This window comes from Bradyrhizobium sp. B124, assembly GCF_038967635.1.
In the GTDB taxonomy this organism is placed as follows: Bacteria; Pseudomonadota; Alphaproteobacteria; order Rhizobiales; family Xanthobacteraceae; genus Bradyrhizobium.
This window is the reverse complement of the sequence record NZ_CP152413.1, coordinates 8,316,492-8,339,917: the sequence shown is the minus strand read 5'-3', so window position 1 is coordinate 8,339,917 and position 23,426 is coordinate 8,316,492. Positions and strand designations below refer to the sequence as shown.

The window sequence follows — 23,426 nt, the reverse complement described above, 5'->3', positions numbered from 1 at the left end:
CTGGTTCAACTCAAGGCCTTCTGGATGCGAACCGGTGTCCACTTCGTTCGAAAACGCTATAGATAACCGATGCGTATCCTGAGCCTTGCGGGGCGGCGGCTGGCCGCCTCGATTCCGACCCTGTTCCTGATCCTGATCGGCGTGTTCCTGCTGTTGCAGCTCGCGCCGGGCGACACCGTCGATGCGCTGATGGCGCAGATGGGCGGCGGCGACGCCGCGACCGCGCAACAGCTGCGCAAGTTCTACGGGCTCGACCTCTCGGTTCCGGCGCAGCTCGCCAACTATCTGTGGCACCTGGTGCGGCTCGATCTCGGCTTCTCCTCGATCTACGGCAAGCCGGTGGCGACCGTGATCCTGGAGCGGCTGCCGCCGACCATCCTGCTGATGACCGCGTCGCTGTCGTTCGCGTTCTTCTTCGGCCTCGTGTTCGGCGTGATCGCCGCGCGCGGCGTCAACCGCTGGCCCGACACGTTGATCTCGACGCTTGGCCTGATCTTCTACGCCACCCCTTCGTTCTGGTTCGGGCTGATGGCGATCGTGGTGTTCTCGGTCTATCTGCAATGGCTGCCATCCGGCGGTTTCCAGGACATCGGAACAGTGCAGACCGGCATCCGGGGCGTGCTCGATATCGCGGCCCACCTCGTGCTGCCGACGCTGACGCTCGGGCTGATCTTCCTTGCGATCTATTTGCGCATCATGCGCGCTTCCATGCTCGAGGTCTTGAACCTCGATTTCGTCCGCACCGCCCGCGCGAAGGGACTGGACGAGACCCATGTCATCACCCGCCACGTGCTGCGCAACGCGCTGCTGCCGATGGTGACGCTGATCGGATTGCAGGCCGGCACCATGCTCGGCGGCTCGGTCGTGGTCGAGAGCGTGTTCTCGCTGCCCGGCCTCGGCCGCCTCGCCTATGAGTCCGTGGTGCAGCGCGACCTCAACACCCTGCTCGGCATCGTCTTCGTGTCCGCGCTCCTTGTGATTGTCGTGAACTTCGTGGTCGACCTGCTCTACGCGCGGCTCGACCCGCGCATCGCGGCGGAGGGCTGACGATGGACGCGGTGAAGCGCTACTTCCGCAGCCCGGCCGCCGTGATCGGCCTGATCCTGCTGCTGCTCGTGATCGCAATGGCTGTCAGCGCCGGCTTGCTCTATCCGCGCGACCCACTCGCGCTGGCCGGCCGGCCGCTGGTCTGGCCGTTCTCCAATCCGCGCTTCCTGCTCGGCACCGACAATTCCGGCCGCGACATCGCCGCGCAGATCTTCTACGGCGCACGGATCTCGCTCCTGATCGGCGGCGTCGCCACCGTGATCGCGATCCTGATCGGCATCCTGGTCGGCGCCTTCGCCGGCTATTACGGCGGCTGGGTCGACAACGTCCTGATGCGGATCACCGAAGCGTTCCAGACCCTGCCGAACTTCGTGCTGCTGCTGGTGCTGGTCGCGGTGTTCGGTTCGACGCTGACCACGGTGACCATCGCGGTCGGCGTGGTGTCGTGGCCGGCGCCAGCGCGGCTGACCCGCGCCGAGTTCCTGTCGCTGCGCAACCGCGAATTCGTCCAGGCGGGCAAGACGCTCGGCATGAAGGACCTCCAGCTCATTCTCGGCGAGATCCTGCCCAACGCGCTGCCGCCCGTGATCGTCTATGCCAGCGTGGTGATGGCGGTCGCGATCCTCCTCGAAAGCGCACTCGCGTTCCTGAGGCTGTCCGATCCCAACGTCGCCTCCTGGGGCAATCTGATCGGGCTCGGCCGCGATGTGCTCCGCGTGCAGTGGTACGTCTCGGCGATCCCCGGCATTGCGATCCTCGTCACCGTGCTCGCGGTGTCGCTAGTCGGCCAGGGCCTCAACGATGCGCTCAATCCGAGGCTGAAGAGCCGATGAGTGAGACAGTCCTTTCGCTCGACGGGTTAACCGTGCGCCTGCCCAAAGGCGCCGACCGGCCGCATGCACTGTCCGACGTTTCCCTGTCGGTCGCCTCGAACGAGATCCTTTGCGTGGTCGGCGAATCCGGCTCCGGCAAGTCGATGATGGCGAACGCCATCATGCGGCTGCTGCCGAACGAGGTTGCGATCGAGCAGGGCCGGATGATGTTCGACGGCCGCGATCTCTGCGCCGCCGATCCGGCCGAAATGCGCGAGGTGCGCGGCGCCGGGATCGCGATGATCTTCCAGGAGCCGATGACGGCGCTCAACCCGCTGCGCACCATCGGCGACCAGATCGGCGAGATGTTTGCGATCCACACCGGCCTGTCGAAGGCCGAGATCAACGCACGCGTAGAGGCACTGCTCGAGGATGTCCGCATCCCCGATCCCAGGGCTGCCGCGAAGGCCTATCCGCACGAGCTGTCCGGCGGCCAGCGCCAGCGCGCCATGATCGCGATGGCGCTGGCGCTGGATCCGAAGCTCTTGATCGCCGACGAGCCGACCACCGCGCTCGACGTCACGACGCAGGCGCAGATCCTGAAGCTGATCCGCGATCTGCAGCAGCGCAAGAAGACCGCGGTGCTGTTCATCACCCATGATTTCGGCGTGGTCGCCGAGATCGCCGACCGCGTCGTGGTGATGCAGCACGGCGCTATCGTCGAGCAAGGCGCGGCCGACGAGGTGCTGAACGACCCGCAGCATGCCTACACCAAGCAACTGATCGCGGCCGTTCCGCCGCTGAAGGCGCCGCCGCCGCGCATCCTCTCCGGCAAGGACATCCTCACTATCGACGGCGTCTCCAAGACCTACCGCACCGGGGGCTTTCTCGGTCGCGGCGCGCGAGTGACGGAGGCGGTCAAGAACGTCTCGCTGCGCCTGCCGCGCGGCGCGACGCTCGGCATCGTCGGGGAATCTGGTTCGGGCAAATCGACGCTCGCGCGCTGCATCGTGCGGCTGATCGACCCCGACGCTGGTTCGATCGTGCTCAACGGCAAGGACTGGGCGAAGCTCGGCCGCGAGGAGATCAGACGCGAGACCCGCCACATTCAGATGGTGTTCCAGGATCCGTTCGCCTCGCTCAACCCGCGCCGCAAGGCGGCCGAACTCGTGGCGCAGGGACCGATCGTGCACGGCACCGACCGCACCACCGCGATCGCGGAAGCGCGAAAACTGTTCGAGCTGGTCGGCCTCGATCCGTCCGCCGGCGACCGCTTTCCGCATGAATTCTCCGGCGGCCAGCGGCAGCGCATCGGGCTCGCGCGGGCACTGGCGCTGAAGCCGGATGTGCTGGTCGCCGATGAGCCGGTCTCGGCGCTCGACGTCTCGGTGCAGGCGCAAGTCTTGAGGTTGCTCGCCGGACTGCGCCAGCAGCTTGGGCTCTCCATCATCTTCATCACCCACGATCTGCGGGTTGCCGCGCAGATCTGCGACCTCGTCGCCGTGATGAAGGACGGCGCCGTGGTCGAGCAAGGGTTGACCGCTGAGGTGTTCGGCAGGCCGCAGCATCCCTACACGCAGGCGCTGCTGTCGGCGATCCCCGGCGGCGACTTCACGCGAAAGCGCGATGCCTTGATCGCCTGATCAAGCCATCGCGCGTGGTGCGTCGTTGGTCTGCGCTCGCCGTGAGCGGCGCGAGGCGAGGAAGTACTCCGCCCAGCGCAGCAGCTCGAAGCGATCGCCCTTGACCAGCTCCTGCGCATCACGGCGGCGGTAGAGCACCAGCATCCAGGGCGCGAGCTTGCGCAGCAATCCGTGCGCCATGTACTGCACCGGCTCGGTGAACGGCAGCGCCAGCTCGCTTTCCGGCACGCCCTGGACCGCCTTTGCCAATTCGCGGCCGAGCGGGATCGTCAGCGCGACGGCGCGGCCGTTGCAGCCGGTCCAGCCATAGGCGTTCGGTCCGAGGCGATGCATGCGCGGCAGGAAATCCGCTGTCATCCCGACATAACCGTTCCAAACATAGTCGAAGGAGACGTCGCCGATCTGCGGCCATATCAGCTGCAACCGCTCGGTCACCCGCGCCTTCAGCCGCGCGGTCTTGTCGCCCGGGCCGAGCACGGCGCCGCCGGTGACGAGGCGATTGCGGGCGTCATAGCGCGCGAAATACAGCTCGCCATGGGTGTCCGACATCGCCTGCCGGCCGGGGATGATAGTCTTGCGGACATTGTCCGACAGCGGCTGCGTCGCCATCTGCCACGACAGCACGGGCATCACCTCGGTCGCGATCTCAGGCACCAGCGATTTCGCGAACTCGCCGCTATAGGCATTGGTCGCGACGACCAGCGCACGGCCGGAGATTTCGCCCTTCTCGGTCTTCACCACCCAGCGATCGCCGCGGCGCTCGAAGCTCAGCGCGGGGGAACGGGCATAGATCCGCGCACCGAGGCCGAGCACGGTCCGCGCCAGGCCCCGCGCCAGCGCCAGCGGATTGACGTGACCGCCGGTCCTATTCCAGAAGCCGCCATACCACGCATCCGAGCCGAGCATGTCCCTGGTCTGGTCGCGCGACAGCAATTCGACCGGCGCGCCGAATTTCGACCATTGCTGCACCCGCCGTTCAGCGATCTTGATCCGGCCCGGCGAATGCACCGGCTGCACCCAGCCGGCCTGCTCCTGCTCGGCCTCGATATTGTAGCGCTTGACGACGTCGAACAGCATTGCCGCGCTGTCGCGCAGCATCGCGACGAAGCGCTCGCCGGCCGCGCCGTGCCTCTTGATGATGTCCTCGGGATCGGGGCGCGACAGCGTCGGGATCACCTGGCCATTGTTGCGGCCCGAGGCGCCCCAGCCCGGCTCGGCGGCCTCGACGATCGCGACGTCGACATTGGCCTCGCGCAGATGCAGCGCGGTCGACAGGCCGGTGAAGCCGCCGCCGATGATGACGACGTCGGCCTGCTGCGCACCCGTCAATTCGGGGCAATCGGGGCCGGGTGGCGTCACTGCGGCCCAGAGCGAATCGGGCCAGCGCACGGCATTGCTGCTCATCATGATCCTTTCTTGCGGGCGCCAGATCATTCTGGTTAGCTTTACTCTCTCATTCCAGCCGGGAAGACAACAAGTGGCACTCAAGAACGTCATCGGAATCGATCACGCCGTGGTCATGGTGAAGGACCTCGACAAGGCCGCCGAGAATTACAAGCGGCTCGGCTTCACCGTGTCGCCGCGCGGCACCCATAGCGCGCATATGGGATCGGGCAACTACACCATCATGTTCGACCCCGACTACATGGAATTGCTCGGCGTGCTGACGCCGACGGAACACAATGCGCCGGCGCGCGCCTTCCTCGAGAAGCGCGGCGAAGGCATCGAACGCATCGCATTCACCGCGGTGGATTCGGCCGCCGGTGCCGAAGAGATCCGCGCGCGCGGCTATACGCCGATCGGGCCGACCGATTTCGAACGCCCGGTGACGCTGCCGAACGGCACAGTCTCGGCCGCGAAATTCCGCACCTTCCAGTGGCCGACCGCCGAGGCGCCCGGCGGCGTCCGCATCTTCGCCTGTCAGCACAAGACCCGCGAGACGGTGTGGATCCCCGAATTGATGACGCACGCCAATGGGGCAAAACGCCTCAAGCAGGCGCTGATCGTCTCGCCGGATCCGGCAGCCGATGCCGCGCATCTCTCCAGGATGATCGATGTCGCCGCGAGGCACGATCCCGACGGTGCGGTTGCGGTGCCGTCCGGCGGGGATCGCGCCGACTTCGTGTTCCTGACCAGGGATCAGCTCGGCAAGCGTTATCCCGGCGTATCGCTGGATGGCCTGTCCGATCGCGGCGGCGCCGGTCTCGTGATCGCGGCCGACCTCGCCACAACCGAGAAGGCGCTGGGCGCGACCGGCGTCAAGAGCGGCAGCGGCATCACCGTGCCGCCGGCCGCTGCGAACGGCACCCTGCTCGCCTTCGTCAAGGCATAATTGCCATACCATGCGCGGCGCAGCGTTATGCAGCGGCGCCGCGCAAGTGGGGGCTAGGCACGGAAAGTTGAGACGCTCAAACATTGATGCGATTGCAAATCGCATCAATGTTCTCGCTCAATTTCTTGAGCATGATCTGTTCGGAAAACCGGTTTCCACTTTTCCGGATCATGCTCTACTATCTCTCCCAAACAAGAACCGTCCAGGGAGAGAAACATGTCGCATCACCTGATCTCGCGCCGGCAGATGCTGGCCGGCACCGCAGCCGCCGGCGCGGTTGGATTGACCGGATTTCCGGCCCGCGCCGAGGTCAACTGGAAGAAATATTCCGGCACCACGCTCGAGGTGATCCTCGCCAAGGGGCCGCGCGGCGACAACCTGCAAAAATACATCAAGGAATTCACCGAGCTCTCCGGCATCAAGGTCGAATCGGAGCAGATTCCCGAGCAGCAGCAGCGCCAGAAATGCGTGATCGAGCTGTCCTCGGGCAAGCCGAGCTTCGACGTCGTGCATCTCAGCTATCACGTGCAGAAGCGGCAATTCGAGAAGGCCGGCTGGCTGGCCGACATGTCGGGCTTCCTCAAGGACCCGAGCCTGACGCCGCCCGACCTCGTCGAGAGCGATTTCTCGGCCGCCGGCCTGCAATATGCGCGCAACGACAAGGGCCAGATGCTGTCGCTGCCGTGGTCGGTCGACTATTTCATCCTCTACTACAACAAGGAGCTGTTCCAGAAGAAGGGTGTCGAGGTCCCGAAGACGCTGGAGGAAATGGCGGTCGCCGCCGAGAAGCTGACCGATCCCAAGGAAGGCATCTACGGCTTCGTCGGCCGTGGCCTGCGCAACGCCAACATGGCGATGTGGACCAACTTCTATCTGAACTATGGCGGCGAATTCCTCGATGCCAAGGGCAACATCCTGACCGACGGCCCCGAGGCCGTCGAAGCCACCAAGCTCTACCAGCGGCTGCTGACGAAATGCGCGCCTCCCGGCGTCGCCGGCTTCAACTGGATGGAATCGATGGCCTCCTTCACGCAAGGCCGCGCGGCGATGTGGATCGACGCCGACGGCTGGGCGCCGCCGCTGGAGGACCCCGCCGCCTCGCGCGTCGTCGGCAAGGTCGGCTACACGCTGGTGCCCGCCGGACCCAAGGGCAAATTCTCCTCGACCTATGGCGACGGCATCGGCATTCCCGCGGCGAGCAAGAACAAGGAAGCCGCCTACCTGCTCTGCCAATGGGTGGTCTCGCGAGGACAAGGCGCCCGCCTGCTGCAGGCCGGCGGCGGCGTGCCGTTCCGCAACTCCATCGTCGACGACCCCGAGGTCGCCAAGGACGTGAAGACCAAGGAATGGCTGCAGTCGGTGGTCGACTCTGCCAAGATCTCGAAGCTCGGCCTGCCGGTCATCATCCCGGTCGCCGAATTCCGCGACATCGTCGGTGCGGCGCTGACTGCGACGCTCTCGGGCGCCGATCCCGCCACCGAGCTGAAGAAGGCACACGAGCAATTCCGCCCCATCCTGGAGCGTAGTGAAAAAGCGTGAGCGTGGTGACACAGGCTTCGCCGGCGGCGGACAAAGCGTTTTCGAGCGAAGTGGGTACCGGTTCGCGTGGAGAAAACGCGTCAAAACAAGACTCCAGAGCCGGAGGCTCTGGGGACGTTGCGCCGGCGCGTGAATGGCGTCCGCCGTCCTACTGGCCGTTCGTGATCCCGGCACTCGTCGTGGTGCTGGCGGTGATCGTCTTTCCGTGGGTGTTCACGATCTGGATGAGCATGCAGGAGTGGAAGGTCGGTTCGCCGACCGTCTTCGTCGGGCTCGCCAACTATCTTCGGCTGCCGACCGATCCGCGCTTCGTCGAGGCGGTCGGGCACACGCTGTCCTACACCGCGCTGTCGGTGGTGCTGCCGCTGGTGTTCGGTACGCTGGCGGCGGTGGTGTTTCACCAGAAATTCGCCGCGCGCGGCTTCCTGCGCGGCATCTTCATCATGCCGATGATGGCAACGCCCGTGGCGATCGCGCTGGTGTGGACCATGATGTTCCACCCGCAGCTTGGCGTCTTGAACTATCTGCTCTCGCTGGTCGGCCTGCCGCCACAGCTCTGGGTGTTCAACCCGACGACGGTGATCCCCTCGCTGGTGCTGGTCGAGACCTGGCAATGGACGCCGCTGGTGATGCTGATCGTGCTCGGCGGCCTCGCCGCGATCCCGACCGAACCCTATGAGAGCGCGCAGATCGACGGCGCCAATTTCTGGCAGGTGTTCCGCTTCATCACGCTGCCTTTGATCATGCCGTTCCTGTTCATCGCCGGCATGATCCGCATGATCGACGCGGTGAAAAGCTTCGACATCATCTTCGCGATCACCCAGGGAGGACCGGGCTCGGCGTCGGAAACCATCAACGTCTATCTCTACAGCGTCGCCTTCGTCTATTACGACCTCGGCTACGGCTCGGCGATCGCGGTGGTGTTCTTCCTCTTGATCGTGGCGCTGGCGGCGCTGCTGCTTTACCTGCGCAAGCGCCTGCTGTGGACCTCAGAGCTCGGGGACGGCGCATGAACCCGCGTCAGATTCTGGGCCGGATCGGGCTGTGGCTGTCGGTGTTCGTCATCGTCTCGCCGGCGATCCTGTTCTTCCTCTGGATGGCCTCGCTGTCGCTGAAATTCGAGATCGACAACGCCTCCTATCCGCCGGTGTTCATCCCGGAGCATTTCGCCTGGAAGAACTACGCCGACGTGTTCGCCTCCAACCGCTTCCTGACCTATTTCAGCAACAGCCTCATCGTCACCGGCTGCGCCACCGGGCTCGCGATGCTGGTCGGCGTGCCCGCGGGCTACGGCATCGCGCGGATGGCCGCGCATAAATCGGCGATCGTGATCCTGATCGCGCGCATCACGCCCGGTCTGTCGTACCTGATCCCGCTGTTCCTGCTGTTCCAATGGCTCGGCCTGCTCGGAACACTGGTGCCGCAGATCATCATCCATCTCGTGGTCACGGTGCCGATCGTGATCTGGATCATGATCGGCTATTTCGAGACCACACCGCTGGAGCTGGAGGAAGCCGCGCTGATCGACGGTGCCACGCGCTGGCAGGTGTTCCGCCATGTCGCGCTGCCGATCGCCAGGCCCGGGCTCGCGGTCGCCTTCATCCTCGCGGTGATCTTCTCCTGGAATAATTTCGTGTTCGGCATCGTGCTGGCCGGGCGCGAGACACGCACGCTGCCGGTCGCGGTCTACAACATGATCTCGTTCGACCAGCTGAGCTGGGGCCCGCTCGCCGCCGCCGCGCTGATCGTGACGGCGCCGGTGCTGCTGCTCACCGTGCTGGCGCAACGGCAGATCGTGGCGGGGCTGACGGCGGGCGCGGTGAAGGGTGGCTAGAGCGAGAGCCGACGTTCTCAGGGGTCATCCAGAGCGTCATCTATGGATCCAGGCTTTGTGAAAACGCTCACAGCCTGGGTCATGAGCGGACATCTGGGCCAAGGTCATTCGGCAACTTCTGCTTCCTGAACGTCCCCTTGCCTTCCTCCGCCATCAGATCGTCGAGTTGCCCGGTACCGGCCAGGCGACAGGCCGTGATGCCGGAGGAACAACTTCGAAAATGCCGCCGCGGTCTCGTAACCGACCCGGCTTGCAATTCGTGCGATCGGCTCGTCGCTGGTTTCGAGCAGGAACGCCGCTTCTGCCATCCGGCGTTCGATCACATAACGGTGCATGGACTGGCCGACGAGCTTGGTAAAGCGCGCCGAAAATACCGAGCGGCCGAGCCCTACGCGCTGCCCAAGGTCGCTCAGGGTCCAAGGGCGTTCCGGGTTTTCGTGTATCAGTTTGAGCGCCGGTCCGATATGCGGGTCAGATATTGCTCCGAGCCAGCCGCCTTGTCCGGGATTGAGAGACGCGATCCAGCTTCGCAGCACCTCGACAAAGAGCACTTCCGTCAGTCGTGAAAGCGCAACGCGTTGGCCAGGACGCTCGAGCGCGGACTCGCTGACCATGCGGCGCAGGATTGCTTCAAGCCAACCACCGTCCGCCGTCCGCTTCAGCAGGAGCACGGGCGGAAGCAGCTCCAGCACGCTGCCAAACACCGGCCGTGACACCGTGAAATTGCCGCAGATCATGGTCGAGCGCGGCTTTGCACGGCCGCCTTGACGAACGACGCCAAGACGCGGCGACGATCGATCGATATCCATGATCCGCAAAGGCTTGGCCCGGCGATCCGAATAAAACACATGGGGCTCTCCGCGTGTGATGACGATAAAATCACCCTCGGTCATCTGGATTTCCTGTCCGTGTCCGAGCGCGAAAGTCGCTGAGCCCTGGCTGAGATAGTGAAACAGAGCGTAGGGACGCGCCGGCAACTCAAGATGCCAGGGATGGCCGAGCTCGAAGTGAAAAAGCAGCGTCCCGCCGAGACGAACGCGATCGAGCACTTGGGCGAGGATGTCCATGCCGCCAAGATTAGACCGGTGGACGATCGGACACAACATCAGGACGATTGATCTCTATCGTCCGAAAGGTCCGCGGAATAGGTCATGTCGCGGCGGGCCGACGTTACGAGCGGCAACCATTTCGCCAACGGCAGATGGAAGAACCGCGACCCTGCTGGAAACGCCTGTCCATTTCCCCGGACCGTGTTCGTCCGACATGCCAACAGGAACAATCAATGCGAAATATCCTCCTCTCAGCCGCCACCGCACTCCTGGCCGGAACGACATTGGTCGGCTCCCTCCATTCCGCCGAACTGCCCAAGGGAGCAGCCCACAACGTCGTGCTCGTGCACGGCGCTTTCGTGGACCAGACGAGCTGGCAGCCGGTTGCCGATATTCTCGCGAAGAAAGGCTACAACGTCACGCTCGTCGAAAATCCGCTCACTTCGCTCGCCGCCGACGTTGATGCCACCAAGCAGGCGCTCGCGAAGCAGGACGGCAGGACCGTTCTGGTCGGCCACTCATGGGGCGGCGTGGTGATCACGCAAGCCGGTAACGATCCCAAGGTTTCGGCGCTGGTCTATGTCTCCGCCTTCGCGCCGGAGGTCGGTGAATCCCTGGCGTCGCTGGCAAAAGCCGGCCCGCCCACCGAAGGCGGCAACGCGATCCATCCCGACGCGACGGGCAATTTGTACATCGATCCCAAGGTGTTTCCGTCGGCCGTCGCGGCTGACCTTCCTCCGGAAATCGCCGCGCACCTTGCCAATTCGCAGCTACCGTTGAATCACGTTGCGTTCGAAGCCCCCGTCGACATTGCGGCTTGGCACGACAAGCCGACGTTCTATGTCATCAGCACCAAGGACAAAGTCCTCGCGCCCGAGGCCCAGAAGTCGTTCGCAGCCAGGATGAAGGCGCAGACGACGGAAGTCGCCGGCAGCCACGCTTCGCTCGTCGTTCATGCCAAGGAAGTCGCCGCGGTGATTGAAAAGGCCGCACTCGCGAAGTGACGGTACCGCTCCCGGCGCGTTCGCGCCGGGAGCGCGCACCTCGCTCAAAGAATGCAGCACGCATCGGACCGCGATGGCCCAAACCAGCCAAAGCCGCGGAAGCGCCGACGACATCCTGCAGGACCGCCTCGGTCGCTACGCACCGGTCCGCCCACTCGATTATCTTTTGCCAAGCATCCGGAGGATGACATGACTCAACTCGACATCGCGAGCCAGGACGCCTCGCTCGAAACGGCGCCGACCCGTTACATCGAAGGCGGCGGAATCCGCTTCGCCTATCGCCGCCTCGGCCGTTCGACCGGAACGCCGCTGGTGCTCCTGCAGCACTTCTCGGGCAACATCGATGCATGGGATCCCGCCGTCGTCAACGCTCTCGCTACCGATCGACCTGTGGTCGCATTCGACAATGCAGGGGTCGGTCGCTCGACCGGCCAAACGCCTGACAATATCGCAGCGATGGCGAGAGATGCGGTCGCCTTCATCAATCTGCTCGGCTTTTCTGAAGTCGACCTACTGGGCTTTTCTCTCGGCGGCTGCGTCGCCCAACAGATCGCCGCCGAGCATGAACGGCTGGTCCGCAAGCTCATCCTCGTCGGCACCGCGCCGAAAGGCGGAGAGGAACACCTGTTGGCGGTTCTGCAGCAGGCGTTTTCCCAAACCGATGCGCCGGACCCCCGCCTGCCGCTGTTCTTCACGAATTCGTCCGCCAGCCGGTCGTCCGGCTTGGCCTTCCTGAAGCGGACGAAGGTGCGTAAGGACGATCGGGACACCGATAACGGCAGCGCGGTAACCGATCCGCAGGCCAAGGCGCTGATCACCTGGTGCGCAACACCCGATCCCGGGCACGCCATTCTGAGCGCCATCCGCCAGCCCGCTCTTGTGGTCAGCGGCAGCCACGACACCATGCTGCCCGCGAACAACGCCTACGCAATGTTCAAGGAACTAAGCAACGCTCAGCTGGTCCTCTATCCCGATTCAGGGCACGGCGCCCTGTTTCAGCACCACGAGATGTTCGTCAGCCACGTCCGGACCTTCCTGGATGCACTGCACGGGGATGCATGACACCCGGTGCGTTCCGATGCGGTCAGGCGCGCTTCATCCATGAGAGTTGTTACGGAGGAAAGATGACAATCGTTAAGATCGAGGTTGAGCGTTTCAGCCTCACGAGCTCAAAACCATTCGACGCTGTTGTGGCCGCGCTCAAGTCGGCGATCGGGCAACCCAACATGGTCGAGTTTTTCCAAGAGACAAGGGCGACAAACTCCTTCCCGGATTTGGAGCGCGTTGTACAAAGCGGCCTCGGTCGAACGGACCTTATGCTGTTCGCGGAATTCGACCTGGGCGACATTCTGCGTCGCGAAACTGGATCCAAGACGCCCAGGATCATGCGGTTTGTGGTCGGCAATCCACTCATCATGAAAGAAATGGTCAAGCACGTGCCCGATGCTGGATCTTACGCTCCGGTCACGTTGCTCATTGATGAGCGTCCCGATGGCGTGCACGTCTCTTATGACAAAATGGAGAGTTATCTGCTGCATTATGGCAGCTCGGAAGCCCTTGCCGTCGCCCGAAATCTCGATACGAAGATCACAACCTTGCTACGCGAATGTGCAAGCTGAAACGTCCCGACGACGTCTTCGGCCGATGGAAGTGAGTAAACCAATCGCGGAACGCGACGGCCGTTGTCATGACGCGAACCTGACGTTGGAAGGGAAATTCCGGTATGTACAAGACACTTCTTATCACTCTCACCGCCTTGGCTGTTTCCACCGGGGCTGTCGCGTCTGCTCCCGCCGTCAGGAAAGAGCCGCTGGATGCTGCGACCCTCGGCGCGATAAGATCGAAGTTCGGCCGGCTGATGGAACTGGCCAACAACCACGATTTCAAGGCTCTGCATGGGATGTTCTGGCAATCGCCCTCGACCCTGTTGGTGGCCAAGAGCGCGATCCCGTCCGAGGGGAACTGGGCCGGTTTTTGGGGCAACGAGGCGGTTGATCAAAAGCTGCATGATATCGGCAGCTCCGGTCCGGTCGTGCTCGAGCCAGATTATTCCAAGCTCAAGGTTGTCGGCCTGACGCGCGACGTCGCCGAGTCCTACGTGCCGATGAACATCACGGTCTCTTATGCGGGGCAGGACGGAACGGCCAGGCCGTTTCTAATGATCATCAATTGGCTTCGCGTCGGGAAGGACTGGAAGGTCGCTTCCGAAATCATTCTGCCGGTGCCGCCCGTCCCCGCCGCGAAGGGCTAGGCACTTCGATCCGGCTATGGCTGCGCGTTGATGAGCCCGCGTCCTAATCTCATCATGCTCTACGCAGCGAGCGCCTCCAGCACCGCGGCAGACTCGGCGACCCAACCAAAAATGCCACCTTGGGCCTTGATCATCTTCAGGCCCATCTCGTGGAATTCGGGGAAATAGGACGCGCAGCCGTCTGATATCACGACGCAGCGATAGCCGCGGTCATTGGCCTCGCGCACCGTGGTGTTGACGCAGACTTCGGTGGTGACGCCGCAGACCAGCAGATTCTCGATGCCGTATTTCTGCAGGATGTCGCCGAATTCGGTGGCGTAGAACGCGCCCTTGCCGGGCTTGTCGATCACGATCTCGCTGTCGAGCGGATAAAGCTCGGGGATGATGTCGTGCCCCGCCTCGCCGCGGATCAGGATCCGCCCCATCGGACCGGGATCGCCTATCCGCAAGGACGGCGCGCCGCGCTCGAGCTTCGCCGGCGGCGCGTCGGAGAGATCGGGCAGATGGCCCTCGCGGGTATGAACCACGAGCAAGCCCGCGTCGCGCACCGCGGCGAGGACGGCCGCGATCGGCTGCACCGCGCGGGCGAGCTGGCTGACGTCATTGCCGAGCGTCTCGCCGAAGCCCCCTCGCTCCATGAAATCGCGCTGCATGTCGATAATGACGAGCGCGGTCTTGCTCCAGTCGAGCGTGATCGGCGCCGGCTCCGCCGCGATTGTCCTCGTGTTCGCCATGACGCACGCCCCCAATGGGAGAAGACCCGCATTTGATTAAGCAAACCGCGTGCCATTGCGCAACGATGCGGCTGGCCCCCTGAACCGCCCGAAACGCCCGGCATCTCAATCTGTTGGGACACGCTCGGCCATTTCTCCGCGTCATCTTCCCAGGTCATCACCGGCACCTGATTTGCTGGCCGTTCGATCTTGCTGGCATGATCGTTGCTAGCTAAGGGGCCGGACGGGAGCCCGACCGAACGACGACAATCGTTCGCGAAATGACAGCCCATTTTAAATTGGCGGGAGGACAGGCATGAATGGACTTGGCGGCCTCAACAAGTCACCCAACGGCGTGGTGATCGGACTGGTGCAGCTGCAGCTGCCCGTGGTGGCGACCAAAGCCGATCTGGCGCGGCAGACCCAGCGCATCGTCTGGATGGTCGGCAAGGCGCGGCGCAATCTCGCCACCATGGATCTTGTCGTATTCCCGGAATATTCGCTGCACGGGCTCTCGATGGATACCAATCCGGAGATCATGTGCCGGCTCGACGGCCCCGAAGTCGCGGCCTTCCAGCAGGCCTGCATCGACAACAAGATCTGGGGCTGCTTCTCCATCATGGAGTTAAACCCGCACGGCAACCCCTACAATTCCGGGCTGATCATCGACGATCACGGCGAGATCAAGCTCTATTACCGCAAATTCCATCCCTGGATTCCGGTCGAGCCGTGGGAGCCGGGCGATGTCGGCATTCCCGTGATCGACGGACCGAAGGGCGCGAAGATCGCGCTGATCATCTGCCACGACGGCATGTTCCCGGAAATGGCGCGCGAATGTGCCTACAAGGGCGCCGAGATCATGATCCGCACCGCAGGCTACACCGCGCCGATCCGCGACAGCTGGCGCTTCACCAACCAGGCCAACGCGTTCCAGAACCTGATGGTGACGGCCAATGTCTGCATGTGCGGCTCGGACGGGTCGTTCGACTCGATGGGCGAAGGCATGATCGTCAATTTCGACGGCAGCATCATCGCGCACGGCACCACGGGACGGGCCGACGAGATCATCACCGCCGAGGTGCGGCCCGACCTCGTGCGCGAGGCGCGGATCAACTGGGGCGTCGAGAACAATATCTATCAGCTTTGGCACCGCGGCTATGTCGCGGTGAAAGGCGGCGCGATGGATTGTCCCTACACCTTCATGCAGGACATGGTGTCAGGCCGCTTCCGCCTGCCGTGGGAAGATCAGGTCAAGATCACCGACGGCACGTCCTGCGGCTTTCCCGCACCGACACGGATGTTCGGCAAGACCGCGAAGGCCGCCGAGTAGCCGCCCCGGCGCGGCTACTTGAAGAAATGCACGAGGCCGATGCTCAAGCCCAAGAGCAGCATCAGCGACAGCGTGACCGCTGCCGTCACGCGGCCGCCGACGGTCGAAAGCACGCGCACATCGACGCCGAGCCCAAGCGCTGCCATCGAGACGACGGTGAGGATCGCCGCCGTCTTGGTCACCGGCGCGATCGCGATGTCGGGCACGAGCTGGAACGAGCGCAGCGCGGCCAGCACCAGGAAGCCGATGATGAACCAGGGCACCAGCTTGAACGGGCTGATCGAGGTGGCCTTTGCAGCACCTTCCTTGGCGGTGCCGGCGGCCTTGCGCCGCCGCGCCACGAACAGCGAGAGGCCGACCACGATCGGGCCCAGCATCAGGACGCGCACCAGCTTCACCAGCGTGCCGATCTGGGTGCTCACGATGCCGGCGGGCACGGTCGCCGCCAGCACCTGCGGCACGGCATAGACCGTGAGGCCTGCGAGGATGCCGTATTGCGTTGCCGTCAGCTTCAAGAGTGGGATCAGCAGCGGCAGGCCGAGCACCATCAGCACGCCGAGAATCGCGGTGAACGAGATCGACGAGGCGATGTCGTCGCCATCGGCTTCGATCACGGGTGCGACCGCCGCAATCGCGGAGTTGCCGCAGATCGAATTACCGCAGGCGATCAGGATCGCGAGTTTGGTCTTGAGCCCGAGGATCCGGCTGAGACCATAGGTCACCGCCAGCATGATCACGACGGTGACGGCGATCGCGCCGATCAGGAGCCCGCCCGACGCCACGATGGCGGCGAAGCTGATGGACGCGCCGAGCAGCATCACCGCAACCTCGAGCAGCTGCTTGGCGCTGAAGGCAATGCCCGAGCGCCAGCGCTCCGGCGGCTCCCAGGCGGTACGGACCGCCATGCCGAGCAGGATCGCGACGACCAGGGCCTCGATATAGGGATGGTCGAAAACCCGCTCTTCGGCGGCCTGGATGCCGAGCGAGATGATCGTGACCACCCCGCAGAGCAGAATGCCCGGAATGAGCAGGAATATGCGCTTCAGCGCCCCCTGCTTCTGCCCCTGATCTTGTTCTTGTTGCGGCACGACATCCTCTTTTCGGAGAAGATTTTATGCGCCAGGGCGCCCCGCTTGGCTAATATCTTTTCGGACTGCCCCGATAGAGAGAAGTTATGTCCCTTAACCTGCATCTGCTTCGCCTGTTCGCGGCGGTGGCGAGAACCGGAAGTTTCTCGCGCGCCGCCGACCTCCTGCACATCAGCCAGCCCGCGATCTCCAAGGGCGTGCGGGATTTCGAGCTGCAGGTCGGCTGCCGGCTGCTCGACCGCACACCGAAGGGGGTGCGGCCGACCCGGGAGGGCGCAGCGCTGGCCCGCCATGCCGAGACGCTGTTCGCGGCCGAGCGCGCCGCCGAGGACGAGTTGCAGGCGCTGCGCAACCTCGACAGCGGTTCGCTGCGCATCGGCGCCAGCACGACGATCGCGACCTATATGATCCCGGAATATCTCGGCGTGTTTCACCGCGCCTTTCCCGGCATCGACCTGCATGTCGTAAGCGCCAATACCTCTGATATCGCTGCGCTGATGCTGGGACATGAGATCGAAATCGCCCTGGTCGAGGGGCCTGTCGAGGACGAGAACCTGATCAGCGCAGCGTGGCGTACCGACGTGATGGTGCTGATCGCGGCTCCGGATCACCGCTTCGCAGCCGCTGCGGGCGCGATCGACGTCCGCCTGCTCAACGACGAAATCCTGATCGTGCGCGAGCCCGGCTCAGGCACCCGCGAGGTGGTCGCGCAGGCGCTGGCCGGCCACCGGGTCGAACCGCAACGCACGCTCGAGATCGGCAGCACCGAGGCGATCAAGCAGGCGGTGGCGGCCGGTGTCGGCGTCGCCATCGTGTCGATCGCGACGATCGACGATCAGGTGAAGCTCGGGAAGCTCAAGATGATCCCGATCAAGGGCGTCCATATCGAGCGCACGCTCTGGCAATTGAAATCGCCCGGCCGGCTGGACGTGCCGGCGGCCGTCGCGTTCGAGGGGATCATTCGGGAGACCCGGGCCGCGAAGACGGCGCCGCGCGCGCCGTCGGCTAAAGCGCGGCGAACAGACCCTGCGCCCACGCCACGGCATGCTCGAAGCTGAACACGCCGGGCTCGAAATAGACCGCGCGCGCCAGCACGATACCGACCACCAGCACCCAGAACACGCTGGTGCCCGCGGTCTTCAGCCATTTCGACACACCTTCGCTCGCGGCCGAAGAATCGACCGCGGGAACCGGCTCGCCGAAGGGATCGAATGCGGATTGGCTCATCGTCGTACCATCAGGAATGTCAGGAGAATGTCGCGACGACGGGGGCGGAAGCAAGGGTCGTGGAATGCCTTTTGCGGCTTCAGACTGGAAGAACCTTTCGTTCGAGTGGGGGCGAGGAGAGTTTTCTTCTTCAGCAGCTAAAAATAGCCTCGCGGCCATCTTGCCGAGATCGCACGCTACAACTCCGTGTCGTCCCTGCCATAACCACGAATGCTAGTTGTAGCGTGACGCTGGAACGACAAATTCCGTTCACAACATCCGCCGCGGAGTATGGGTCCCTGCTTTCGCAGGGACGACAAGCTTTGCAATCAGCCGTCGGTTCCGCGCTGCGGCGCCACCCGCGGCAGTTCGATCCGCACGCTGGTCCCGATGCCCGGGGCACTGTCCAGATGGAGCTCTCCGCCCAGCCGGTTCGTGACGATGTTGTGAACGATGTGAAGGCCGAGCCCGATACGGCCGATGTCGCGGCGCGTGGTGAAGAATGGATCGAAGGCCTGCCGCAGCACATCACGGCTCATCCCGCAGCCATCGTCGGCGAACAGGATTTCCACCTGGTCCGCACCCGAGGCGCGCAGCCGGATCGTGATGGTGCCGCCCTTGCCGTCCGGAAAGGCGTGCGCGACCGCATTGACGAACAGATTGGTCAGCGCCTGGCCGTAAGGGCCGGGATAGCTGTTCATCGCGAGACCGGACGGGCAATCGACCTCGAGCGCCAGATTGTTCTTCGGCAACGCCGGACGCAGGTTCGAGAGCGCCTGCTCGGTCACCTCGCCGAGATCGAACTGGCTGCGGTCGAAATAGCTGCGATCGACGGCGACCTGCTTGAACGATTGCACCAGATCGGCGGCGCGCTTGAGGGTGCCGACCAAAAGCGCCGATGCGCTCTCGACCACCTCGATGAAATCGCTGAGGCTCGAGCGCTTCAGCTTGCCGCGCGCAGCCTCGGCGGCGAAGTCGGCGCATTTCTGCTCCAGCACCGAGGCAACCGTGAGGCTGGTGCCGACCGGACTGTTGATCTCATGCGCGACGCCGGCCACCAGCCGGCCCAGCGCCGCAAGCTTTTCCGCCTCGATCAGCGAGGCCTGGGTCTCCTGCAGATGATGCAGGGCTTTCTCGGCCGCGTCGCGGGCGGCGCGGATCTCGCGTTCGCTGCGCTTGCGGTCGGTGATCTCTTCCGCGGCAACGTTGACCCCGACGATGCTCCCGTTCGGCTCGCGCTGCGGGTGCCAATGCGTGATCCAGCATCGCTCGTCATTGTGGCCCGGGCGCTGTCCGTAGACCTCCACGCCGGTCACGGGTTCTCCGGTCTCCATGATCGAGCGAACGATGCCTTCGACCGCCGTGGCGAGTCCAGGCACGCAATCATGCACCGTGCGTCCGAGATGACCCTCGACCGAAATGCCGCAGATCTCGGTGAGGCGCTGGTTGATCTGGAGATAACGGCAATCGGGAGAGAGGTAGGCAAGACCGATCGGCGCAGTGTCATAGATCAGCTGCAGCGCCGGTTGTTTCGGGAACTGAACGTCCTGGACGACGGACGACCTCATGTCCTTCCCCCCGTTCGAACAAGTCTAGCGCTTCGGGCCCGGGGCGCAAATAGGCTCGGCCGAGCCGGAAACGGCGGTCTGATCTGTCCGGATTCGGCACGGATTGGGCGACAGCGGACTGGCGCTATACGGGCCGCCAGGCGTGGCGGCCTCAGCTATTCACTGCACCGTGCGGATGAAAATTCTCGATGAAGCGCAGCAGCACAAGCGCGCCGGTGTCGGCGTCGGCGAGTTCGACATGCTCGGCGGGATTGTGGCTGATCCCGCCGCGGCAGCGCACGAAGATCATGCCGATATCGGCGACGTCGACCATCGCCATCCCGTCATGCCCGGCTCCGCTCGGCAGCTCGAACACGGCATGGCCCTCGGCTGCGACCGCCTCGGCGATCTGCGCTTTCAGCCATGGCGCGCAGGGCACGCTGCGGTTCTCGTGGGTGACGTCGATCTGCAACGTGAGTTCGCGGCGCTTGGCGATCGCCTCGATCTGCCGCACGATGTCGGCGACCGCACGCTTGCGATGCATGTCGCTCTGCGAGCGGATGTCCATCGTGAACGACACCTTCCCGGGGATCACGTTGGTGGCGCCGGGCATGGCGCTGATATAGCCGACGGTGCCGACGAGGCCGGCTTCATCGCTCCGGCAAAACTGCTCGATCGCAATGATGCATTCGGCGGCGCCGGTCAGCGCATCGCGCCGCAGCGGCATCGGCACCGTGCCGGCATGGCCGGCAACGCCGGTGAGATTGGCGGCAAGCCGCGTCGCACCTGAGATGGCGGTGACGACGCCGACCGGCAGCGCCTTCTGTTCCAGCACCGGGCCCTGCTCGATGTGTAGCTCGACGTAACCGAGCAGCTCGCGGCGGGCGCGCGCCGCCTTGCCGATATGATCGGGGTCGAGCCCGAAGGCGACCAGCGCGTCACGCATCGACGTGCCGGCGCGATCGCGCGTGTTGAGCACGCTCTCGTCGAACGTGCCGGCCACCGCGCGACTGCCGAGCAGGGTCGACGCAAAGCGCACGCCCTCCTCGTCCGCGAAGCCCACGATCTCGATCGCGAACGGCAACCGCTTGCCCCGCCGGTTCAGATCGGCGACGCAGGCGATCGCGGTGATGACGCCGAGCGGGCCGTCCCATCTGCCGGCATCGCGCACGGTGTCGTAATGCGAGCCGAGCATCAGGGCCGGCAGAGCCGGCCGCTCACCCTCGTAGCGGCCGCAGACATTGCCGATCGCATCGAGATGCGCGCTCATGCCGGCCTCGCGCATCCAGGACAGGATGAGATCGGCCGCCTTGCGATGCTCGTCAGTGAGGAAGACGCGCGCCAGATGCTCCGGCGTCTCCGAGATCGCCGCGAGCTGATCGATCCGCGCCACGATGCCGTCGCCAAGGGAGGCCGGTTTCGCGGACGGTTTCTTCTCGCTCATGCTGTTTCCCATCAGTCCGACCCGCCACCTGGGCCCGGTTCACTCGTAGCAGGCCCGGTCCGATTGACCAGCCGGCAAATGGCGTCCTGACGCCGCCCCCGGCGGGGCTCGCATCGGCCGTCCGGGGGTTAGCGACTGCTTAACGGCATTGCATACAACGACGATTGATAGCTCATCAAATAGGCAACTCGGAATCTGCCGATTCCGCAGGCCGCCCATATTGATTACTATTCGCATTCATATTCAGTCGCTTACAGAACCATGACCGCCAAATGTGCTCTGGCACGAAGCTTGCGACACTCCGTCACGCGCCGCCGTTACGGCGGCTGCGACAAGGACAGGCGGGTCGGCCCCGCCGGAGGGAGCAGGCGATGGATTTTGGCAGGATTTCAAGAAGGCATTTATTGCAGGGAAGCGCGGCATTGGCGCTCGGCAGCACGCTCGGCGTTCGCCGCGCGGCGGCAGCGGAAACCACGGTCGGCTTCATCTATGTCGGGTCGCGCGACGACTACGGCTACAATCAGGCCCACGCTCAGGGCGCGGCGGCGCTGAAGAAGCTTCCCGGCATCAAGGTGGTCGAGGAAGAGAAGGTGCCGGAGACCGACGCGGTCGAGAAGACCATCGAGTCCATGATCAATCTCGACGGCGCCACGCTGCTGTTTCCGACCTCGTTCGGCTACTACAACCCGCACGTCGTCAAGATGGCGGGCAAGTTTCCGAAGATGCACTTCGAGCATTGCGGCGGCCTGTGGTCCGACAAGGACCCGAAGAACGCCGGCAGCTATTTCGGCTATATCGACGAGGCGCAATACATCTCCGGCATCGTCGCCGGCTATTCCACCAAGAGCGGCAAGCTCGGCTTCGTCGCGGCCAAGCCGATCCCGCAGGTGCTGCGCAACATCAACGCGTTCACGCTCGGCGCCCGGCTCGCCAATCCGAAGGCGACGACGCAGGTGATCTTCACCGGCGACTGGTCGATGCCGGTCAAGGAAGCCGAGGCCACCAACAGCCTGATCGACCAGGGCGTCGATGTGCTGACCTGCCATGTCGACGGACCGAAGACGATGGTCGAGAACGCCGCGCGCCGTGGCGCGATGGTGTGCGGCTATCACGTCAATCAGTCGCCGCTGGCGCCGAAGGCCTATCTCACCGGCGCCGAGTGGAACTGGGAAGCGCTCTATCCGAAATTCGTCAAGATGATCACCGCGGGCGAAGCGATCCCGAACTTCTACCGCGGCGGCCTGAAGGAAGAGATCGTCAAGGTCTCACCCTATGGCGAGATGGTCTCGGCGGAAGCCCGCAAACATGCCGACGACGTCAAGGCCAAGTTCATGTCCGGCGAGTACGCGATCTTCAAGGGCCCGCTGGTCGACAACAAGGGCAAGACGGTGATCGCTTCCGGCACCGACCGCGGCCAGCAGGATCCCGAGCTCGAAAAGATGGACTATCTGGTCGAGGGCGTGATCGGAGCCACCGCGTGACGACCGAGGCGGCGGAATCGGTGGAGGCGGCCGGCGTTGCTCCGGCCGCCGATCCCGGCTTCCTCCAACGCTACGGCGCGAGCATCGAATACATCCTGATTCCGGGCGCGGCGCTGGTCGGCGCGCTCGCGGTGTTCGGCGGCTTCATCGCGCTGTACGGCAAGAACCCGCTCGACCTCTATTTCTACATGTATTACGGCGCCTTCGGCACCTGGTTCTCCTGGCAGAACACGCTGACCCGCGCAGCGCCCTTGATCCTGACTGCGCTGTGCACGGCGCTGCCGGCGCAGCTCGGCATGGTGATCATCGGCGGTGAAGGCGCGCTGTTGATCGGCGCGCTGTCGGCGACATCGGCGGCGCTGGCGCTGCAGGGCGCGGCACCGATCGTCGTGCAGACCGCGATGGTGATCGCGGGCATGATCGGCGGCGGCCTCTGGATCACGCTGTCCGGCGGCTTGCGGCAATATCGCGGGGTCAACGAGACGATCTCGAGCCTGCTGCTGGTCTATATCGCGCTCGCGATTCTGAACCATCTGGTCGAAGGGCCGATGCGCGATCCGGCGAGCCTCAACAAGCCGTCGACGCGCGAGATCGGCGCCGCCAACATGATCGGCAGCATTCCCGGCACCGACGTGCATTGGGGCCTGGTGTTCGGCCTCGTCGCGGCTGTTGCCGCCTACATCCTGATCTATCACACCACTTTCGGCTTCGCCGCGCGCGTCGCCGGCGGCAACATCCGCGCCGCCAAGATCGTGGGGCTTTCCGTCGGCAAGCTGATCCTGACCGTCTGCTTCCTCGCCGGCAGCAGCGCGGGACTAGCCGGCATGATCGAGGTCGCGGCCGTGCAGGGCCGCACCAACGCCAACCTCGCCGCGGGCTACGGCTTCACCGGAATCCTGGTCGCATTCCTGGCGCGGCAGAATCCGCTCGCGATCATTCCGGTCGCGATCCTGCTCGGCGGCATCTCGGCCTCCGGCGGCCTGTTGCAGCGGCGGCTCGGCCTGCCCGATGCGTCGGTGCTGGTGTTGCAAGGCATCATCTTCGTGTTCGTGCTGGCAAGCGACGCGCTCTATGGGCGGATCGGCTTCCTGAAGGGAAAGTCCTGA

General features: G+C 64.4%; 22 protein-coding genes. 15 read left to right on the top strand and 7 right to left on the bottom strand.

What is annotated here, in order from left to right; all coding sequences use genetic code 11:
* Positions 1–69: 69 nt before the first annotated feature.
* The 3 genes from AAFG13_RS39130 to AAFG13_RS39120 are packed head-to-tail and all read left to right on the top strand — an operon-like array spanning position 70 to position 3,502.
* Positions 70–1,047: an ABC transporter permease gene (locus AAFG13_RS39130; protein ID WP_212311376.1), complete on the top strand. Its 978-nt coding sequence runs from the start codon at positions 70–72 to the stop codon at positions 1,045–1,047.
* A gap of 2 nt (positions 1,048–1,049) precedes the next feature.
* Complete coding sequence (locus tag AAFG13_RS39125; protein WP_212311377.1) at positions 1,050–1,880, top strand: ABC transporter permease; 831 nt, start codon at positions 1,050–1,052, stop codon at positions 1,878–1,880.
* Entirely contained in the window at positions 1,877–3,502 is a 1,626-nt protein-coding gene (locus AAFG13_RS39120; RefSeq protein WP_342710283.1) for an ABC transporter ATP-binding protein, read from the top strand. Before AAFG13_RS39125 ends, AAFG13_RS39120 begins: the two co-directional genes overlap by 4 nt.
* On the opposite strand, the gene AAFG13_RS39115 is transcribed toward AAFG13_RS39120, so the two are convergent.
* Positions 3,503–4,906, bottom strand: a complete 1,404-nt coding sequence (locus AAFG13_RS39115) for an FAD-dependent oxidoreductase (protein WP_342713504.1) — start codon at positions 4,904–4,906, stop codon at positions 3,503–3,505.
* A 73-nt stretch (positions 4,907–4,979) separates the two neighbouring features.
* Between AAFG13_RS39115 and AAFG13_RS39110 the strand changes: the two genes are divergently transcribed.
* From AAFG13_RS39110 to AAFG13_RS39095, 4 genes are all read left to right on the top strand, one after another.
* The gene (locus tag AAFG13_RS39110) at positions 4,980–5,834 is read left to right on the top strand and encodes a VOC family protein (protein ID WP_342710282.1); all 855 of its coding nucleotides are present in this window, start codon (positions 4,980–4,982) and stop codon (positions 5,832–5,834) included.
* Positions 5,835–6,050: 216 nt separating this feature from the next.
* Entirely contained in the window at positions 6,051–7,373 is a 1,323-nt protein-coding gene (locus AAFG13_RS39105) for a sugar ABC transporter substrate-binding protein (RefSeq protein WP_342710281.1), read from the top strand.
* A 161-nt stretch (positions 7,374–7,534) separates the two neighbouring features.
* On the top strand, positions 7,535–8,386 hold the full coding sequence (locus tag AAFG13_RS39100; RefSeq protein ID WP_312011359.1) for a sugar ABC transporter permease: 852 nt from the start codon (positions 7,535–7,537) through the stop codon (positions 8,384–8,386).
* A complete protein-coding gene (locus AAFG13_RS39095; protein WP_212311382.1) occupies positions 8,383–9,207 on the top strand; it encodes a carbohydrate ABC transporter permease in 825 nt (274 codons plus the stop codon). Before AAFG13_RS39100 ends, AAFG13_RS39095 begins: the two co-directional genes overlap by 4 nt.
* Positions 9,208–9,311: 104 nt before the next feature.
* On the opposite strand, the gene AAFG13_RS39090 is transcribed toward AAFG13_RS39095, so the two are convergent.
* Positions 9,312–10,274 carry an AraC family transcriptional regulator gene (locus tag AAFG13_RS39090; RefSeq protein WP_342710280.1) on the bottom strand — a complete coding sequence of 321 codons (963 nt, stop codon included), beginning with the start codon at positions 10,272–10,274 and terminating at the stop codon, positions 9,312–9,314.
* 215 nt (positions 10,275–10,489) lie between these two features.
* Here AAFG13_RS39090 and AAFG13_RS39085 point away from each other — a divergent pair, with 215 nt between their 5' ends.
* The 4 genes from AAFG13_RS39085 (at position 10,490) to AAFG13_RS39070 (ending at position 13,511) form a co-directional block, all read left to right on the top strand.
* On the top strand, positions 10,490–11,260 hold the full coding sequence (locus AAFG13_RS39085) for an alpha/beta hydrolase (protein WP_342713503.1): 771 nt from the start codon (positions 10,490–10,492) through the stop codon (positions 11,258–11,260).
* A gap of 189 nt (positions 11,261–11,449) precedes the next feature.
* Positions 11,450–12,322, top strand: a complete 873-nt coding sequence (locus AAFG13_RS39080; RefSeq protein WP_342710279.1) for an alpha/beta hydrolase — start codon at positions 11,450–11,452, stop codon at positions 12,320–12,322.
* A 62-nt stretch (positions 12,323–12,384) separates the two neighbouring features.
* Positions 12,385–12,879 carry a DUF302 domain-containing protein gene (locus AAFG13_RS39075; protein ID WP_342710278.1) on the top strand — a complete coding sequence of 165 codons (495 nt, stop codon included), beginning with the start codon at positions 12,385–12,387 and terminating at the stop codon, positions 12,877–12,879.
* A gap of 104 nt (positions 12,880–12,983) precedes the next feature.
* The gene (locus tag AAFG13_RS39070; protein ID WP_212311387.1) at positions 12,984–13,511 is read left to right on the top strand and encodes a hypothetical protein; all 528 of its coding nucleotides are present in this window, start codon (positions 12,984–12,986) and stop codon (positions 13,509–13,511) included.
* A 59-nt stretch (positions 13,512–13,570) separates the two neighbouring features.
* Here the strand turns inward: AAFG13_RS39070 and AAFG13_RS39065 are convergent, their stop codons facing one another.
* Positions 13,571–14,245 (bottom strand): isochorismatase family cysteine hydrolase, encoded by a 675-nt coding sequence (locus AAFG13_RS39065; protein ID WP_342710277.1) that lies wholly within the window; start codon positions 14,243–14,245, stop codon positions 13,571–13,573.
* A gap of 295 nt (positions 14,246–14,540) precedes the next feature.
* Here AAFG13_RS39065 and AAFG13_RS39060 point away from each other — a divergent pair, with 295 nt between their 5' ends.
* On the top strand, positions 14,541–15,554 hold the full coding sequence (locus AAFG13_RS39060) for a formamidase (protein ID WP_212311389.1): 1,014 nt from the start codon (positions 14,541–14,543) through the stop codon (positions 15,552–15,554).
* Positions 15,555–15,568: 14 nt separating this feature from the next.
* On the opposite strand, the gene AAFG13_RS39055 is transcribed toward AAFG13_RS39060, so the two are convergent.
* Positions 15,569–16,642 (bottom strand): putative sulfate exporter family transporter, encoded by a 1,074-nt coding sequence (locus AAFG13_RS39055; RefSeq protein WP_212311390.1) that lies wholly within the window; start codon positions 16,640–16,642, stop codon positions 15,569–15,571.
* Between the two features lie 86 nt (positions 16,643–16,728).
* Between AAFG13_RS39055 and AAFG13_RS39050 the strand changes: the two genes are divergently transcribed.
* Entirely contained in the window at positions 16,729–17,700 is a 972-nt protein-coding gene (locus AAFG13_RS39050) for a LysR family transcriptional regulator (RefSeq protein ID WP_342710276.1), read from the top strand.
* Here the strand turns inward: AAFG13_RS39050 and AAFG13_RS39045 are convergent.
* From AAFG13_RS39045 to AAFG13_RS39035, 3 genes are all read right to left on the bottom strand, one after another.
* The gene (locus AAFG13_RS39045) at positions 17,648–17,869 is read right to left on the bottom strand and encodes a hypothetical protein (protein ID WP_224942950.1); all 222 of its coding nucleotides are present in this window, start codon (positions 17,867–17,869) and stop codon (positions 17,648–17,650) included. The genes AAFG13_RS39050 and AAFG13_RS39045 overlap by 53 nt on opposite strands.
* Positions 17,870–18,177: 308 nt before the next feature.
* A complete protein-coding gene (locus AAFG13_RS39040; RefSeq protein ID WP_342710275.1) occupies positions 18,178–19,416 on the bottom strand; it encodes an ATP-binding protein in 1,239 nt (412 codons plus the stop codon).
* 151 nt (positions 19,417–19,567) lie between these two features.
* Entirely contained in the window at positions 19,568–20,839 is a 1,272-nt protein-coding gene (locus tag AAFG13_RS39035) for an allantoate amidohydrolase (RefSeq protein ID WP_212311393.1), read from the bottom strand.
* Between the two features lie 371 nt (positions 20,840–21,210).
* Between AAFG13_RS39035 and AAFG13_RS39030 the strand changes: the two genes are divergently transcribed.
* Positions 21,211–22,320, top strand: a complete 1,110-nt coding sequence (locus tag AAFG13_RS39030) for a BMP family ABC transporter substrate-binding protein (protein WP_342710274.1) — start codon at positions 21,211–21,213, stop codon at positions 22,318–22,320.
* Entirely contained in the window at positions 22,317–23,426 is a 1,110-nt protein-coding gene (locus AAFG13_RS39025; protein ID WP_092124844.1) for an ABC transporter permease, read from the top strand. Before AAFG13_RS39030 ends, AAFG13_RS39025 begins: the two co-directional genes overlap by 4 nt.